This window comes from Companilactobacillus nuruki, assembly GCF_002872255.1.
GTDB classification, from domain to species: domain Bacteria; phylum Bacillota; class Bacilli; order Lactobacillales; family Lactobacillaceae; genus Companilactobacillus; species Companilactobacillus nuruki.
In genome coordinates this window covers 18605-35534 of the sequence record NZ_NIPR01000043.1, presented here as the reverse complement: position 1 = coordinate 35534, position 16930 = coordinate 18605, and the positions used below count along the sequence as shown (strand labels likewise).

Below are 16930 nucleotides of genomic sequence, written 5' to 3'. Positions count from 1 at the left end.
AAAGAAATTCATAAAATCACTTATTAAAGGAGAATTTATATGTCACTTTCAACTGAAGATTTTGATTATGATTTACCCGAAGAACTTATAGCTCAAACACCAATTAAGAATCGTGATCAATCACGTTTATTAGTTCTTGATTCTAAAACTGGTGAATATCAAGACAAACATTTTTATGATATTTTGGATTATTTAAATCCTGGGGATGCTCTGGTCATGAATAATTCACGAGTTTTACCTGCTCGCTTGTATGGAACTAAAGAAGATACTGATGGTCATGAAGAAGTATTATTATTGAATAATATTGAAGGAGATAAGTGGGAGGTTTTGATGAAACCCGCTCGTCGTGCCACAGTTGGAACTAAAGTGCGCTTTGGTGAAGATGGTCAACTTGAAGCTGAAGTTCTGGAGAACCTAGAACATGGTGGCAAGATTATTGAATTTCATTACCAAGGTATTTTCATGGAAATTTTGGAAAAATTAGGTGAGATGCCATTACCTCCATACATCAAAGAAAAATTGGATGATCCTGATCGCTATCAAACGGTTTATGCTAAAGAGAACGGTTCAGCCGCTGCTCCAACCGCTGGTCTTCATTGGACCAAGGAGTTGTTGAAAAAGGTTGAAGATAAGGGTGTTAAATTAGTTTATGTAACATTACATGTCGGTTTAGGTACTTTCAGACCAGTGACGGAATCTGATGTTGATAAGCATGTTATGCATTCAGAATTTTATCGTTTAGATGAAGAATCAGCTAAAACTTTAAATGATGTTAAGAAAAACGGTGGTAAGATTGTTGCTACTGGAACGACTTCAATTAGAACTTTGGAAACAATCGGGACTAAATTTAATGGAGAAATCAAAGCCGATTCAGGTTGGACCGATATCTTCATTAAACCCGGCTATGAATGGAAAGTCGTTGATGAATTTATCACTAATTTCCATTTACCAAAATCAACACTTGTTATGTTGGTAGCCGCATTTACTGGCCGAGAAAATATTTTGAACGCTTATCATCATGCTGTAGAAGAGAAATATCGCTTCTTTAGTTTCGGTGATGCAATGTTCATTAAGTAGAGGGAACTTATGGAACCAGCCGTTAAATATACATTACTCAAGAAGGAAAAACATACTGGCGCACGTTTAGGATTGTTAGAGACTCCACATGGAACTTTTGAAACTCCTATTTTCATGCCAGTTGGAACTGAAGCTTCAGTTAAGAATATGTCTCCAGAAGATCTTGATAAAATTGGTGCGACAATTGTTTTAGCTAATACTTATCATTTATGGTTAAGACCTGGTGAAGATATCGTTAAAGAGGCCGGTGGATTACACAAATTCATGAACTGGAATAAGGGGATTTTAACTGATTCTGGTGGATTTCAAGTCTTTTCATTAGCCAATACTCGTGATATTACTGAGGCCGGGGTACATTTTCGCAATCATCTAAATGGTCGACGCGAATTTCTTTCACCAGAAAAAGCTATTAAGATTGAAAATTATTTGGGCCCAGATATTATGATGAGTCTAGATGAATGTCCACCATTTTTTGAAAGTTACGATTACATCCAAAAATCAGTCGCTAGAACTAGTCGGTGGGCTGAACGTGGCTTAAAGGCACATCGTAATCCTGATTGGCAAGCGCTGTTTGGTATTGTTCAAGGTGCTGGCTTTGAAGATTTACGTAAACAAAGTGCTCGTGATTTAGTAAGTATGGACTTCCCTGGTTATTCAATTGGTGGATTATCTGTGGGAGAATCAAAGGGTGAAATGAACCGTGTGCTTGACTTTACAACTCCATTATTGCCAGAAGATAAACCTCGTTACTTGATGGGTGTTGGTACAGCCGATTCATTGATTGATGGCGTTATTCGTGGAATCGACATGTTTGATTGTGTTTTACCGACCCGAATTGCCAGAAATGGTACTTGTATGACAAGTCATGGACGTTTGGTGGTTAAAAATGCTAAATATGCTCGTGATTTTGGACCATTGGATGATAATTGTGATTGTTATGTCTGCCGTAATTATTCAAGGGCTTATATCCGTCATTTGATCAATGCTAATGAATTATTTGGTACACATTTGACGAGTTATCATAATCTTTATTTCTTATTGAATTTGATGAAGGGTGTTCGTCAAGCTATTAAAGATGATAATCTTTTAGAATTTAGAGAACACGTTTTTGAAGATTATGGTTTCAATCGTGAAAATGCTAAGAATTTTTAGAAGATTTTACTAAGAAGAACTTACTGGTATGGAAAGACACCGTTTTTTTTGTTACTCTATACTTATGCAAATTATTAAGAGGTGGAAAATTTGAATATGCTTACATTAGGTGCCGCTGGTGCTGGTGGATCATCAATGTTTATGATCCTTATTGTTGTTATGTTTGTTGGTATGTATTTCTTAACTATTCGTCCACAAAAGAAACAACAACAAAAGCGTCAAGAAATGCTTAAGGCCATGAACAAGGGTGACAAGGTTGTTACACTTGGTGGTATTAAGGGTGTTATTGCTTCAATAGATCGTGATAATAAAGAAGTCGTTGTTGACTGTGATGGGATTTATCTAACATTTGATTTGAACTTCATTCGTCGTTCAACTCCTGCTGACAGTGCTAAGAAACCAGCTGAAAAAGCTGATGACAAGGCAACAACTGAAAAGGTTGAAGCACCTGCTGAAAAGACAGAAACTGAAACAAAGACAACTGATGCTGCTGAAACATCAGAAGCACCAAAGACTGACGATGCAGATACAAAAAAAGAAACAAAATAATTTAACAAAAAAAGATTGAAACCTAAAAAGTTTCAATCTTTTTTATTTATCTGTTAAGGTAGTATAACAATTTAATAAAAGGTGATAAGAATGGCAGAAAAAATATCAGATTCAAAAGAAAAAATAATTGATAGTTCAAATTTAAGTAGAAGATCTCAGAATAAATTAGAAGAGATAAAACAGAAACATGGTTTTAAGACTACTGAAGAGGCAATTAATTATTTAACTAGTTTCTTTGAAAAGAGTAACTAATAGTTCAAAGACTATTTTTTTCCAGTAATGAATATTTTATCTAAATATTCATAATCAACAAAGGGATTATATGGTTGATTGGTTTTTTCGATCCAAAGGTTTATGGCTTTAATTCTACCGATGTAAAAGAATCGCTCTAACTCAGTATTCTTGTCGGCTCCTAAAGTTATGGTATCAATAATAAATTGAAAAAATCCATTAGAAAAATCACGATCATTACTTTGATATTTTAAAATAGGTAATAATTCTTGGTTATTGATAGTTGCTATAGTTGTATAGGGATGATCAGAAATATCTTCAAATTTAAAATCAGCCAGTTTACGTTGATGGATAAGGTATTTATTTAATAAATCATATTTATCATCAAAGTGAGTATAAAAAGTCGAGCGATGAATTAAGGCTTGATCAGATATTTGATTGACAGTGATTTTACTGAAGGGTTCTTTAAGTAATAGTTCTTTTAAGCCCATAAAAATTAATTTTTGGGTTCTTTCATTTTGTAAGGTGGTCATTAGCTGTCTTCTTTTTCCACATTTTTTCTACAGTGTCTATTTATAAAACTATATTCATTTATTGAATATAGTTTATTTAATCTACGGTGTTATTATAAACGTGTTGTACAGATAAATAAATAATAAAAATAAAAAATGTGATTAAGGAAGTATTTAAAATGCGTGTATTTATGACAGGCTCAACTGGAAATATTGGTACTTTAGTAGCCAAGGAATTGATTAAAAAGGGAATTGATGTTTTAGGATTAACTCGTTCTCAAAAGAGCGCTGACAAATTGAAAGCAATGGGTGGAACTCCTGTGATGGGAACCCTTGAAGATATTGATGTATTGAAACAATCAGCAAAAGAAACTGATGCTACATTACATCTCGGATTCGTAAATGATTTTGATCATTTTGCAGAAGCAAGTCGAGTTGATGCAGAGGCTATTGCAGCTATGGGAGAGGTATTAAAAGGAACAAACAAGCCTTTAATCGTGACAGCTGGAACAGCTGGTCTTGATCCTAATCATATCCTAACTGAAAACGATATGGGATTTGAAGGTGTGGAAAAAATTATGCCACGCCAATCAGAGTTCTTAGCACGTCAATTGATTGAAACAGGTGTAAATGCGAATGTTGTTAGACTAGCTCCTTCAGTTCATGGTAATGGAGGTTATGGAATTATTTCATTAATAATTTTTCAAGCTAAAAAGATGGGGGCCGTAGCTTATTTTGGTGATGGACAAAACCGTTGGAATGCTGTCAATCGTGAGGACGCTGGTCATTTGTTTGTTTTGGTACTGGATTATGCTTTACAACAGGAACATTCATTGCATATTTTCAATGCTGCTGCTGAAGGACAAATTAAAACTAAGGATATTGCCGATAAAATTTCAAAAAAATTATCTTTACCATTGAAAGCTCAACCAGCATTGGATTTTGAGAATTTATCAACCGAGCAAGCATTTGATGTTAATAATTTGTTTGGTCTTGACATCCCTGCATCAAGTGAGTTGACTCAAAAAGAAACAGGTTGGAAACCAGAACATATTGGACTATTAGAGGATTTAGAAGAAAATCTTTAAAAATCACAGAGCCAGTAATCAATTTTTGTTTCAGACTGGTCAACCGTTGTATATCTTGTCATTAAAATGGTTCTAATTGGTCAAAATAAATAGTCTGCATTGATTATCAATCGTATTTAAGAAAGAACATAATTGATATCAATCCAGACTTTTTTTTATGGATTCAAGAATTAGAAATATTTAAATCCGCTTATTAGGTCTTAATCGTATATCCTAGAAAACCTTTTTGTTTGCCTTAAAGTATACTCTAAGGTTTAATATCTACATTATTGAGGGAGGATTTTTTTAAATGATCCTGTCAAGTGCATTATTGAAAAAATAATAAGTCAATAATGCAGATGTTTAATAATTCATGTTGTAAAATATATACATATGATGCTTTCAAAGGAGTTTAAAAATGGTTACAGAGAAGTCAGCAATTTTTATTATTTTTGGGGGTTCCGGTGATTTAGCACACCGTAAACTTTATCCATCATTGTTCCGTCTGTATAAGTCCGGAATTTTGAAGGATCACTTTGCAGTTATTGGGACTGCACGTCGTCCATGGAGCGATGATTATTTCCGGGAAACGGTTATCACTTCTTTAGAGGATTATTTTGAGGATGATAAGAAGATTATGGAGGAATTTGCAAAACATTTCTTCTATCAATCACACGATGTAAATGATTCTGAACATTATATTGCATTAAAAAATTTGGCAGCCAAGTTGGATGATCAATTTGAAACTGGTCATAATCGTGTTTATTACATGGCAATTGCTCCTAGATTCTTTGGTACTGTTGCCGAACATATTAACTCCGAAGGTTTAAAGACCGATGGTTACAATCGTTTGGTCATTGAAAAGCCATTTGGACGTGATTTAGATTCCGCTTGTGAATTAAATGGAAATATTTCTAAGGCCTTCCCAGAAGATGATATTTATCGTATTGATCATTATCTTGGTAAGGAAATGATTCAAGATATTCCCCATATTCGTGCTAATAACCCTGTATTTGAGAAAGCTTTAAATAATCAATATGTTTCAAATGTTCAAGTTACATTAGCCGAGTCACTTGGTGTTGAGGATCGTGGCGGCTATTACGAGACTGCTGGTGTTCTAAGAGATATGGTTCAAAATCATATTATGCAAATTATCGGTGCAGTAGCAAGTGATGATCCAAAAGCTACAGATGCTAAAATTATTCATAAAGATAAAACAAACTTGTTCAATAGTTTAAAAGTTTTAACAGCAGAGCAGGTTGATACTGATTTTGTTCGTGGCCAATATGATACTGATAAATTAGGTGATCAAAAAGCATACCGTCAAGAAGACAATGTGGCCGAAGATTCAGAGATTGAAACATTTACTGCTGGTAGAATTGAATTTGAATCAGATCGTTGGTCTGGAGTTCCGTTCTATGTTCGTTCGGGTAAAAGAATGCCTGCAAAGTCTTCTAGAATTGATATCGTCTTCAATGAAAAAGTTGCTGATTTGGGAATTAAGGCTAATACAGTTGTCACACTTTTGATTGAACCAGAAGATGGAAATAGTATCCTAATTAATGGCATTAATTACAAAGAATCTGGACAAGATTTTATTAAATTCCCTGAAGAAGAGGAATTTGATAGTGCTCGTGAGGCTTATGAAAGCTTGATTATCGATATTCTATCCGGAAATAGAGTTCACTTTACACTTTGGGATGAACTTAGAAGTACTTGGAAGTATATCGATTCAATCAGAGAGCGTTGGGATAGTCAAACTCCTGATTTTCCAAATTATTTAAGTGGAACTATGGGTCCCGATGCTGCAGAAATGTTACTAGAACGTGATGGTAATTCTTGGGCTTGGGATTAAAGGTGGTGTCAGCTAATCTTTTTAAAAATACCAATTAAAATTGAAGAAAAACGAAAAATCATCCATGTTGACATGGATGCTTTTTTCGCTTCAGTAGAAGAAAGAGAACATCCGGAGTATAAAAAGAAATGCTTGATTGTAGCACCAGATCCGCGTAAACATAACCATCATGGCGTAGTAACAACGGCTAATTACAATGCACGTAAATATGGAGCACATTCAGCTATGCCAGCTCAACAAGCCGTCGATTTGATACCTAAGAATAAATTAATTATTTCTCCACCTAATTTTGAATTATATCGAAGTGTTTCTGATCAAATTCATGATATCTTTGGGGATGTTACTGACAATTACCAAACCGTTGCATTGGACGAAGCATATTTAGATGTAACTGTTAATAAATTGAACGAGAATAATACAATTAAGATTGCTAATTATATTCAACAAAGAATTGTTAAAGAAACACGTTTAACATGTTCGGTAGGAATTTCTTATAATAAGTTTTTAGCTAAGATGGCTTCAGACTATCGAAAACCTTTTGGCAGAACAATAATTTTAGGAAAATATGCCAAAGAATTCTTAAAACCAATACCAATTGAGAAATTCAATGGGATTGGTAAGGCAATGCAGAAACGACTCCATGAGATGGATATCTATACAGGCGAAGATCTACAAAATATTGATCAGGACGAATTTTTACAGAAGTTTGGTAAAATGGGTTACGTAATTTATAAACGAGTACATGGAATTGATGATTCATCAGTAGAAGGGCACCGGACCCGTAAATCGATCGGTCGCGAAAGAACATATAATCGCAATTTGGTTACTGATGAACAAATTAATAATGAATTAGTTTTTTTATCCGAAAAAGTTGAAAAGGATTTGAAAAAACAACGTCAACATGGTAAAACGATTGTCCTCAAATTAAGAAATTCAGAATTTGAAACTATTACAAAACGCCAGAGTTTTCAAGACTATATTCAAACAAAAGAAGAAATTTATCGTGTTGCAAAGGATATTTATGATAAATTAAAGGTAACTGATCAAAAGATTCGTTTACTAGGGATTACGGTAACAAACTTGGACCCGTTGTCGTATGAAGAGGTTTCTTTGAATTTGTCTTATAAGGAGGACAATTATGAATAGCTTTGCTGAAATAATTGCAACAATAAAAAAATATGATAGAATTATCATTCTACGTCATCAAAATCCAGATCCTGATGCATTGGGATCTCAAGCTGGTTTAGCAACAACGATTCGTCGAGCTTTTCCAAACAAAAAAGTTTTAATTGGTGGTAATAATACTGAAGGTCTCAAGTGGCTCTCAACGGTTGAAGAGGTAAAAGATGAGGACTATAAAGGCGCCTTAGTCATCGTGACGGATACCGCTAATCAACCAAGAATTGACGATCAACGTTTTGATGATGGGGACTTTTTAATCAAAATCGATCATCATCCAAATGATGATGCTTATGGGGACCAACTTTTTGTCAATACTAACGCCAGCTCAAGTTCAGAAATCATTGCCGACTTAATTGAAAGTAGTGATGAACTAGAATTGACTAAGGAAGTAGCTTATTATCTATATGCTGGGGTTGTCGGTGATACAGGTAGATTCTTATATCCTGCTACAACTCAACATACTATGGAAATTGGCGGAAAATTCATTGCCTTAGGTGTAGATACAGCTGGTATTAATAATAAAATGAATGAAATAACGCTACAACAAGCTAAGTTACAAGGCGTTTTGTTTGATAATCTGAAAATTGACAAATCAGGTGCTGCCTATGCAGTGATTGATCTTGAATTGATGAAACAATTGAATATCAATCAGGAACAGGCTAATTCAGTTGTTTCAACTCCAGGTCGCCTAAAAGAAGTTCGTTCATGGATGGAAGCTGTTCAAAAGGATGATGGAACTTTCAGAATGCACTTGCGTTCTCAAGGACCAATTATTAATGAATTAGCTAAAAAACATGATGGAGGTGGACATCCATTAGCAAGTGGAGCCACCGCTAAGGACCTTGATGAGGTTAAGCAAATGTTTGAAGAGTTAAAGGATATTGTTAACGAATATAACCAGAAGGGTGAATAGATGACTAAATTTTCACAATATAATTTTAATGATGCTATTAATAAATCATTAAAAGAAATTAATTTTGATGAACCAACACAGGTACAAGAGGCTGTAATATCTTTAGTAAATAAGAAAAAAGATATTATTGTTCAATCTGAAACCGGTTCAGGTAAAACTCATGCGTTCTTGTTACCATCAATGAATGCTTTGACAGATAAACAAGAGGTACAGCTTTTAATAGCAACGCCTAGTAGGGAATTGGCCTATCAGATCTATGAAGATACACAAGCTATTTTGAAGAATTATCCAGAAGAATATAATGCTTTTATTTTTGTAGGTGGTGCTGACCGAGACCGTCAGAAGAAAAAACTGGCTGCACATCAACCACAAATAGCAATTGGAACTCCCGGGCGTCTTTGGGATTTGATCAAAGAGAATGATTTACATATTGAAAATGTTGAAAGATTCGTAGTTGATGAAGCCGATATGACTTTAGACATGGGATTTTTAGATGATATTGATCATATAACTGATAAATTGCCTGAAAACCGAGAAATGATGGTGTTCTCAGCCACTATTCCACAAAAACTGGAACCATTTTTGAACAAGTATATGCATGGACCACAACGTGTTGAAATTAAAAATGGAACTATTATTCCTAAAAACGTTGATAATTGGTTAATGTCGACACATGGTCGTAATAAAAATGAGTTGATTTATCAATTAATTACTTTAGGAGAACCATATTTAGTATTGATCTTTGCTAATACTAAAAAGACAGTTGATGAAATTTATCAATATCTTCGTGGTAAGGGATTGAAAGTAGCCAGGATTCATGGTGGTTTAACTCCAAGAGAACGTAAACGTGCTATGAAACAAGTTGAAAATATGGAATATCAATATGTAGTGGCAACTGATTTGGCTGCCCGTGGAATTGATATCAATGGTGTTTCACATGTTATTAATGCTGAAATCCCAGATGATTTAGATTTCTTTATTCACCGTGTTGGTAGAACTGGACGAAATAAAATGTCTGGAACGGCCATTACTTTCTATGCTCCTGGCGAAGAACATAAGGTTGATGAAATTGAGCATATGGGTATCAAATTTGAACCTAAAGATATTAAAAAGGGCGAAATTGTTGATGCTGTTGAACGTGATCGTCGAGTTAATCGTCGTGCTAGTCAAGAAAAACTTGATACTAAGTTAGTTGGTTTTGTTAAGAAACAAAAGACAAAACGTAAGCCTGGTTATAAAAAGAAGATCAAGCAGGCTATTAATGAGGAGCATCGTCAACAACGTAAGATCCAAATTCGTCAAAATAGACGACAAGAACGTGAAGAAAGACGTAATAAAAATAATTAGTTAGACTCGTTAAATATTGACAATTCTTAAGTTGATGGTTAATATTTTCCTTGGATATATCTTATTTTTAGTATTTTTCAGAGAAGGCTAGTTGATGTGAAAGCCTAAATATTTTAAATAAAGATGCTGCCAATTTAAATTGTATATAATAATATTTTTGAGAGGCTAACGAAAATCGTTGCAAACAAGGTGGTACCGCGCAGTGGCGTCCTTGGAATTGCAGCGATTTTTCGTTTTTTATGGGGAGATAAAATGAAAAATTTATCAAGTGCTGAAATAAGAAAGATGTTTTTAGACTTTTTCCAAACAAAGGGTCATATGATTGAACCCAGTGCATCATTAATTCCACAAGACGATCCAACTTTACTTTGGATCAATTCAGGAGTTGCTACTTTAAAGAAGTATTTTGATGGTACAGTTGTTCCAAAGAATCCGCGTATCACTAATGCTCAAAAATGTATCAGAACAAACGATATTGAAAATGTTGGTAAGACGGCTCGCCATCAAACGTTCTTTGAAATGATGGGTAATTTTTCAGTCGGTGATTATTTCAAGAAAGAAGTAATTCCATGGGCTTTTGAGTTCTTAACAAGTCCTGATTGGATCGGTATGGATGTTGATAAGATGTACGTTACAACTTATCCTAAAGACACTGAAACTCAAAAACTATGGGCAGAAGTTGGTATTCCAGTTGATCATATATTAAAAAATGAAGATAATTTCTGGGATATTGGTGAAGGTCCATGTGGTCCTGATTCAGAAATTTTTTATGATCGTGGACAATCATTTAATAATTTATCAGAAGATGATCCCGAAAATTATCCTGGTGGTGAAAATGAACGTTACTTGGAAGTTTGGAATATTGTTTTCTCAGAATTGAATCATTTGCCAAACGGTCAATATGTTGAACAACCACATAAAAATATTGATACGGGTATGGGACTAGAACGTTTAGTTTCAATTGTGCAAGGTACAAAGACTAATTTCGAAACAGATCTATTTATGCCTTTAATTGAAGATGTTGGACAATTATGCGGTAAAAAATATGGCGAAAATGCTGAAGATGATATTTCTTTCAAGATTATTGCTGATCATGCTAGAACGGTTTCATTTGCCATTGGTGATGGTGCTTTGCCTTCTAATGAAGGTCGAGGATATGTTATCAGACGTTTAATTAGACGTGCTGTTTTGAATGGTAAAAAATTAGGGGTTAATGGACCATTTCTATACAGATTGACACCAATTGTTGGTAAAATTATGGAAAGCTATTATCCAGAGGTTAGCCAACAACAAGAATTTATTGTTAAAACAATTCAACAAGAAGAAAAACGTTTTTCAGAAACTCTGGATGCAGGATTGGCTTTACTCAATGGTGTAATTGCTGACTTGCGTAAGAAGAATCAAACTGTAATTGATGGAGCTAATGCTTTCAAACTTTACGATACTTACGGATTTCCTATGGAATTGACTCGTGAATATGCTAATGATGAGGGCTTGGGAGTTGATGAAGCTGGATTCAAACAAAACATGGAAGAACAAAAGCAACGTGCTCGTGATGCTCGTGGTAATTTACAATCAATGGGTATGCAAGATGAAACCTTGATGGAGATCAAGACACCTAGTGAATTTGTTGGTTATGATCACAATGAGACTCAAAGTACCTTGAAAGATATTGTTGCTAATGATAAAGAAATCAAGACTATTGCTGAAGGTCAAGCTCAATTGATTTTTGATACAACTCCTTTCTATGCTGAAATGGGTGGTCAAGTTGCCGATGTTGGTAATATCTATGATTTGAAAGGTAACCAAGTAGCTGAGGTTATTGACGTTCAACATGCTCCAAATGGTCAAAATATTCATTTGGTTAATGTTATGTCAGCAATTTCTGTTGATGAAGAGTATAAGCTAGTAATTGATGGAATTTTCCGTGAAAAGGTACGTCATAATCACACTGCAACTCATCTATTGGATCAAGCTTTGCGTGATGTTGTCAGTGATAGAACCCATCAGGCAGGTTCACTGGTTGAACCAGATTATCTACGTTTTGACTTCAACAGTAATGCTGCTTTAACAGAAGAACAAATTAGTCAACTTGAAAAGATTGTTAATGAAAAGATTTGGGCAGCTATTCCTGTTAAAACAGAAGTATTGCCAATTGAAGAGGCTAAAAAGAAAAAGGGTGCTATTGCCTTATTTAGTGAAAAGTATGGTGATATGGTCCGTGTCGTTGAAATTGATGATTATTCAACTGAGTTCTGTGGTGGTACACATGCTCGTAACACCTCTGAATTAGGATTATTCAAAATCACATCAGAATCAGCAATCGGTTCAGGTACAAGAAGAATTGAAGCTGTGACTGGTGAAGAAGCATTCGAATACTTGAATGAACAATTACAAGCATTACAAGAAACAGCACAAAATATGAAAGTTAATCAATTGAAAGATGTTCCATCAAGAGCATCACAAATGGTTGAAGAAATTAAGGCCCTCAAACGTGATAACCAAAACTTGAAGACTCAACTTACAAGTCAAAAATCAGCAGAGGTTTTTGACAATGTTGAAGATATTAATGGTTTTAAGGTTATTTCAAATATCATTCCTGCTGATATGGCAACATTGCGTCAATTGGCCGATAACTGGAAGAATGACGATAAGTCTGATATTTTAGTATTAGGTGCTAGTGGTGACAATAAAGCAAGTTTAGTTGTTGCCGTTAATAAAGATGCACAGGGAAAAGGTATTAAAGCTGGAGATTTAATTAAACAAATATCTAAGGAAATCCAAGGTGGCGGCGGTGGTCGTCCAGATATGGCGCAAGCTGGAGGTAAGAATCCTGCTGGTTTAACAAATGCGTTACAATTGGCCAAAGATATTATTAAATCTCTATAAAGTGGGCTATAATTGAAATGAAGCTTTTCGGTCACTTAAATTTTAGTTATATGGAGGTTTGCCATGAGTTCACTTGATAAAACTATGAGTTTTGATTTTAATGAAAACAAAGGCAAAGATGTTAAAGAAACACTGCAAAGTGTTTATCAATCACTGGAAGAAAAGGGATATAATCCAATTAACCAAATTGTAGGTTACCTTCTTTCCGGTGATCCAGCTTATATTCCACGCCATAATGACGCCCGTAACTTGATTTTGAAACATGAAAGAGATGAGATAATCGAAGAATTAGTTAAGAGTTATCTCAATCAAGGTAAATAAATGAGATTATTAGGTTTAGATGTTGGTTCACGGACTGTCGGAGTGGCTTGTAGCGATCTTTTAGGCTGGACTGCTCAGGGAGTAGAGATTATTCGTATCAATGAAGATAAAGAAGAATTCGGTTTGGATCGTTTAGGTGAAATAATCAAAGAAAAACAACCTACAGGAATTGTGCTAGGTTTACCTAAAAATATGAACAATACCGAAGGGCCTAGAGTAGAAAAATCTCGTGAATATGGCACAATGGTCGAACAGCGGTTTCATTTGCCAATTGACTTTATTGATGAACGTCTGACAACTGTTCAAGCTGAAAGAATGTTGATTGATGAAGCTGATGTGTCCCGCAAAAAACGTAAGAAAGTTATCGATAAGATTGCCGCAGAGATGATTCTTCAGAATTATCTTGATGCAAAGGGTAAACTTACACGAAATTAAGGTGATAAATATGAGTGAAGAACAACCACCAAAAGATTTAGATGAAGTTATTTTAAGTGATGACCAAGGTAACGAAGAAGTTTATAAAATTCTTTTTACTTTTGAATCAGATGATTATGGTAAATCATACGTATTCTTATATCCTAAAGCTGATGAGGATTCTGATGAAATCGAAATTCAAGCTTTCTCATTCACACCTGATGAAAATGGTGATGTTGATGCTGGAGATTTGGATTCAATTGATGATCCAGAGGAATGGGATATGGTTCAAGAGGTTTTGAACACCTTCACAAGTGACGAAGATGAATAGAGTATAATAAATTGACGATTGGCGTAAGCCAATCGTTTGGTTGTTTATGGTCTATTCATAAAAATGATTTATAAATTCGCTTTTTTAGCATGGTTGAAGTAAGGGGAAATAATGCTTAGTCTGTTACTTATTTTACTTTTGATTTATGGTTTTTATATTGGTGCTCGCCGTGGTTTGGCTATGGAAGCATTTTATGCAGTTGGATATGCCTTGTTTTTTGGTTTGGCTTTAGTTACATTTCGTGCTTTAGGACCAAAATTTGAAATGCTTGTACCATATCCATCGGCAAACTTGGGCAGTGAATTTGCCTTTTTCTCAACAAAAGTTGGTATGGAACTAGATAATGCATTTTACCGTGCTTTTGCTTTTATATTTGTTTGTTTTATTGGTTGGGTAATTGTTAGATTTGTCGGTTTGTATTTCAAGAAACTAACATATTTTCCAATGTACAATGATGTAAACCTTTTGAGCGGGGGTATTATTGGATTGGTTGTCACATATGTCACCATTTTTATGGTGTTGTTATTGTTGGCAATGATTCCAGTAGCCGGTATTCAACATGCTTTGCAACATTCATTCGTAGCTTCAGCAATGATTAAGAGTACGCCAGTACTTACGGAGATGCTTAGTCATTTATGGATTGGAGCTATTTAACTTTTAGGCTGAGACAATATTGTTTCGGCCTTATTTTGTAGTATAGGAGAGATACATGAATAATAAAGCTTTGAAAGTATTAGAGTTTGACAAGATCAAAACTGAAATTGCCAAATATCTAATCACAACGCGCGGGAAAACTCTCTTAAATAAATTAATGCCAATGTCGGTGGAATCAATTGTTCAGAGATTAATTGATCAAACCAAAGATGGAGCCGATATTATTCGTATTAAGGGCGAAATCCCGGTTAGAAAGTTAGCTGATCTTCATGATCAGGCTAATCGTCTTAAAAAAGATGGAAACTTAAATGGAACAGAATTGGCCGCAATAGGTCAAGTTCTTCAAAATACTAGTGAATTAAAAGAGTTTTTTGAAGATTTAAAAGATAATCAAATTGAATTACGTCAACTTTATGACCTAAATAATAATCTGGTTGATAATCCAGAATTAACTAAAAGAATTGCCCGTTCGTTAGATGATACAGGTAGAGTATTAGATACTGCTTCGGAGGATCTAAAGTATATTCGTAATCATATGGAGAAACTTAATGATCAAATTCGTCAGACAATGGGACAATTTACTAGAGGTAAAAATACCAAGTATTTAACTGAATCTCTAGTTACTTTGCGTGATGATCGGTTTGTTATCCCTGTTAAGACCGAATATAAGGCCAAGTTTGGTGGTGTAGTACACGATCAAAGTGCTAGTGGTCAAACACTTTATATCGAACCACAGGCTGTTGTAGGATTAAATAATCAATTACATGAAGCAAAGATTTCTGAAAAGTCTGAAGAAATTAGAATTTTAAATAGATTATCAGATATGGTTCGTCCGGAAATTGATGAAATTGTGAAAAACAACGAAGTTTTAGCACAGTTTGATTTAATTAATGCTAAGGCAAAGTATGCCAAAGAAATTAAGGCTACTGAACCAATCATTTCTAAAGAACATGTGGTCGATTTACATAATGCGGTACATCCCCTGATTGATCCCAATAGAGTTGTGGCTAATAATATTAAAATGGGTGAAGGCTACAAAACAATGTTAATCACTGGTCCCAATACTGGTGGTAAAACTATCACTATGAAAACTTTGGGATTGATTCAATTAATGGCACAAGCTGGATTGTTTATTCCTGCTCGAGAAGAGAGTGAGGTTGCTGTTTTTGATGAGGTATTTGTTGATATTGGTGATGAACAGTCGATTGAACAAAATTTGAGTACTTTCTCTTCACATATGGATAATATTATAAATATCATCAAAAAAGTTTCAGAACATAGTTTGGTCTTAATTGATGAATTGGGTGCTGGGACTGATCCTCAGGAAGGAGCAGCCATTGCTATTGCTATTCTGGAAAAATTAGCTCAGTCTCATTGTTTTATTATGGCAACCACTCATTATCCAGAATTAAAAGTTTTTGCTTACAACACACCTGAAACGATTAATGCAAGTATGGAGTTTGATGATGAATCATTAAAACCTACTTATCGATTGTTGATTGGAATCCCTGGGGCAAGTAATGCCTTTAATATTGCAGCTCGATTGGGTATGGATAAGGGAGTTGTTGACCGTGGTCAGTCTTTAATGGATGGTGAAAGTCAGGATCTTAATAATATGATTGCTGATCTTGAGAATCGCCGTAAAGAGTTTGAACAAAAGAATGAACAATTAAAAGTACAATTGTCAAAGAACAAAGATGTTCAAAAGGAATATGAGAAGAAAAGTGATGCATTAGATAAATCAAAGAATTCTGAAATTCAGGCAGCTAAGGTTCGAGCCAATCAAATTGTTTCTAAGGCTCGAAAAGAATCAGATAAGATCATTGACAAACTCCATAAAATGGAACAAGATGGCGTAGCTGTCAAAGAAGATCAAATAATTTCAGCTAAGACTGATTTGAAGAGTTTGCATCAGGATGAAACCATTAAAAAGAATAAGGTCTTACGTCGAAATAAACGTCGTCAAAACTTAAAAGTAGGCGATGATGTTAAGGCTTTACCTTATGACCAAATTGGTACAATTGTGCGAAAAGATAAAAATGGTCAATTCGAGGTTCAATTGGGTATTTTGAAGATGAAATTCGGCGCAGAAGATTTGGAAAAAGTTCAAAGTTCTGAACCAGAACCTGAAAAGAAACCAACTATGGTTCGAAGAACGAAAAGTTCAGGTTTATCAAGTAAGTTAGACTTACGTGGTAAACGTTATGAAGAAGCAATGACTGAATTGGATTCTTATATCGATTCGGCGCTTTTGGCAGGCTATAATCAGGTTACGATCGTACACGGATTTGGTACTGGTGTTATTAGAAAAGGTGTAACTAATTATCTGCAAAGAAATCCAAGAGTTAAATCATTTGGTTATGCTCCAGCTAGTTCAGGCGGTTCAGGGGCAACGATTGTTGATCTTTAATGAGAGCAAATGTTTTCTAAATAGTA

16 protein-coding genes are annotated in these 16930 nt (G+C 34.7%); 15 read left to right on the top strand and 1 reads right to left on the bottom strand.

Annotated features, from left to right (window positions below):
- Positions 1–39 precede the first annotated feature (39 nt).
- The 4 genes from queA (at position 40) to CBP76_RS13215 (ending at position 3030) form a co-directional block, all read left to right on the top strand.
- A complete protein-coding gene (queA, locus tag CBP76_RS09680; RefSeq protein WP_102196684.1) occupies positions 40–1077 on the top strand; it encodes a tRNA preQ1(34) S-adenosylmethionine ribosyltransferase-isomerase QueA in 1038 nt (345 codons plus the stop codon).
- A gap of 9 nt (positions 1078–1086) precedes the next feature.
- Positions 1087–2229: a tRNA guanosine(34) transglycosylase Tgt gene (gene tgt / locus CBP76_RS09675; RefSeq protein ID WP_102196683.1), complete on the top strand. Its 1143-nt coding sequence runs from the start codon at positions 1087–1089 to the stop codon at positions 2227–2229.
- Between the two features lie 96 nt (positions 2230–2325).
- Positions 2326–2778 (top strand): preprotein translocase subunit YajC, encoded by a 453-nt coding sequence (gene yajC / locus CBP76_RS09670; protein ID WP_102196750.1) that lies wholly within the window; start codon positions 2326–2328, stop codon positions 2776–2778.
- Positions 2779–2868: 90 nt separating this feature from the next.
- Positions 2869–3030, top strand: coding sequence for a hypothetical protein (locus tag CBP76_RS13215; protein ID WP_166667248.1), 162 nt, complete (start codon positions 2869–2871; stop codon positions 3028–3030).
- Positions 3031–3041: 11 nt separating this feature from the next.
- Here CBP76_RS13215 and CBP76_RS09665 read toward each other — a convergent pair whose 3' ends face one another.
- Positions 3042–3542, bottom strand: coding sequence for a TetR family transcriptional regulator (locus CBP76_RS09665; protein ID WP_102196682.1), 501 nt, complete (start codon positions 3540–3542; stop codon positions 3042–3044).
- 158 nt (positions 3543–3700) lie between these two features.
- Here CBP76_RS09665 and CBP76_RS09660 point away from each other — a divergent pair, with 158 nt between their 5' ends.
- From CBP76_RS09660 to CBP76_RS09610, 11 genes are all read left to right on the top strand, one after another.
- The gene (locus CBP76_RS09660) at positions 3701–4609 is read left to right on the top strand and encodes an SDR family oxidoreductase (RefSeq protein WP_102196681.1); all 909 of its coding nucleotides are present in this window, start codon (positions 3701–3703) and stop codon (positions 4607–4609) included.
- A gap of 397 nt (positions 4610–5006) precedes the next feature.
- Entirely contained in the window at positions 5007–6443 is a 1437-nt protein-coding gene (gene zwf, locus CBP76_RS09655; RefSeq protein ID WP_102196680.1) for a glucose-6-phosphate dehydrogenase, read from the top strand.
- Positions 6444–6458: 15 nt separating this feature from the next.
- Positions 6459–7589, top strand: a complete 1131-nt coding sequence (gene dinB, locus CBP76_RS09650; RefSeq protein ID WP_102196679.1) for a DNA polymerase IV — start codon at positions 6459–6461, stop codon at positions 7587–7589.
- Positions 7582–8538, top strand: a complete 957-nt coding sequence (locus tag CBP76_RS09645; protein WP_102196678.1) for a DHH family phosphoesterase — start codon at positions 7582–7584, stop codon at positions 8536–8538. Before dinB ends, CBP76_RS09645 begins: the two co-directional genes overlap by 8 nt.
- Positions 8539–9885 (top strand): DEAD/DEAH box helicase, encoded by a 1347-nt coding sequence (locus CBP76_RS09640; protein ID WP_102196677.1) that lies wholly within the window; start codon positions 8539–8541, stop codon positions 9883–9885.
- Positions 9886–10137: 252 nt separating this feature from the next.
- Positions 10138–12774, top strand: coding sequence for an alanine--tRNA ligase (gene alaS / locus CBP76_RS09635; RefSeq protein WP_102196676.1), 2637 nt, complete (start codon positions 10138–10140; stop codon positions 12772–12774).
- 63 nt (positions 12775–12837) lie between these two features.
- A complete protein-coding gene (locus CBP76_RS09630) occupies positions 12838–13095 on the top strand; it encodes an IreB family regulatory phosphoprotein (RefSeq protein WP_010018752.1) in 258 nt (85 codons plus the stop codon).
- Entirely contained in the window at positions 13096–13530 is a 435-nt protein-coding gene (gene ruvX / locus CBP76_RS09625; RefSeq protein WP_102196675.1) for a Holliday junction resolvase RuvX, read from the top strand.
- 10 nt (positions 13531–13540) lie between these two features.
- Complete coding sequence (locus CBP76_RS09620; protein WP_102196674.1) at positions 13541–13840, top strand: DUF1292 domain-containing protein; 300 nt, start codon at positions 13541–13543, stop codon at positions 13838–13840.
- 111 nt (positions 13841–13951) lie between these two features.
- Positions 13952–14494 (top strand): CvpA family protein, encoded by a 543-nt coding sequence (locus tag CBP76_RS09615; protein ID WP_102196673.1) that lies wholly within the window; start codon positions 13952–13954, stop codon positions 14492–14494.
- A 55-nt stretch (positions 14495–14549) separates the two neighbouring features.
- Positions 14550–16904 (top strand): endonuclease MutS2, encoded by a 2355-nt coding sequence (locus tag CBP76_RS09610; protein WP_102196672.1) that lies wholly within the window; start codon positions 14550–14552, stop codon positions 16902–16904.
- Positions 16905–16930: the final 26 nt, after the last annotated feature.

What these genes read in the sequence shown, in the direction of transcription:
- CBP76_RS09665 (WP_102196682.1), bottom strand. Translation starts at nt 3,542, where the DNA reads ATGACCACCTTACAAAATGAAAGAACCCAAAAATTAATTTTTATGGGC.
- CBP76_RS09615 (WP_102196673.1), top strand. Translation starts at nt 13,952, where the DNA reads ATGCTTAGTCTGTTACTTATTTTACTTTTGATTTATGGTTTTTATATT.
- CBP76_RS09610 (WP_102196672.1), top strand. Translation starts at nt 14,550, where the DNA reads ATGAATAATAAAGCTTTGAAAGTATTAGAGTTTGACAAGATCAAAACT.
- alaS (WP_102196676.1), top strand. Translation starts at nt 10,138, where the DNA reads ATGAAAAATTTATCAAGTGCTGAAATAAGAAAGATGTTTTTAGACTTT.
- CBP76_RS13215 (WP_166667248.1), top strand. Translation starts at nt 2,869, where the DNA reads ATGGCAGAAAAAATATCAGATTCAAAAGAAAAAATAATTGATAGTTCA.
- CBP76_RS09660 (WP_102196681.1), top strand. Translation starts at nt 3,701, where the DNA reads ATGCGTGTATTTATGACAGGCTCAACTGGAAATATTGGTACTTTAGTA.
- CBP76_RS09645 (WP_102196678.1), top strand. Translation starts at nt 7,582, where the DNA reads ATGAATAGCTTTGCTGAAATAATTGCAACAATAAAAAAATATGATAGA.
- CBP76_RS09630 (WP_010018752.1), top strand. Translation starts at nt 12,838, where the DNA reads ATGAGTTCACTTGATAAAACTATGAGTTTTGATTTTAATGAAAACAAA.
- ruvX (WP_102196675.1), top strand. Translation starts at nt 13,096, where the DNA reads ATGAGATTATTAGGTTTAGATGTTGGTTCACGGACTGTCGGAGTGGCT.
- yajC (WP_102196750.1), top strand. Translation starts at nt 2,326, where the DNA reads ATGCTTACATTAGGTGCCGCTGGTGCTGGTGGATCATCAATGTTTATG.
- CBP76_RS09620 (WP_102196674.1), top strand. Translation starts at nt 13,541, where the DNA reads ATGAGTGAAGAACAACCACCAAAAGATTTAGATGAAGTTATTTTAAGT.
- queA (WP_102196684.1), top strand. Translation starts at nt 40, where the DNA reads ATGTCACTTTCAACTGAAGATTTTGATTATGATTTACCCGAAGAACTT.
- CBP76_RS09640 (WP_102196677.1), top strand. Translation starts at nt 8,539, where the DNA reads ATGACTAAATTTTCACAATATAATTTTAATGATGCTATTAATAAATCA.
- zwf (WP_102196680.1), top strand. Translation starts at nt 5,007, where the DNA reads ATGGTTACAGAGAAGTCAGCAATTTTTATTATTTTTGGGGGTTCCGGT.
- tgt (WP_102196683.1), top strand. Translation starts at nt 1,087, where the DNA reads ATGGAACCAGCCGTTAAATATACATTACTCAAGAAGGAAAAACATACT.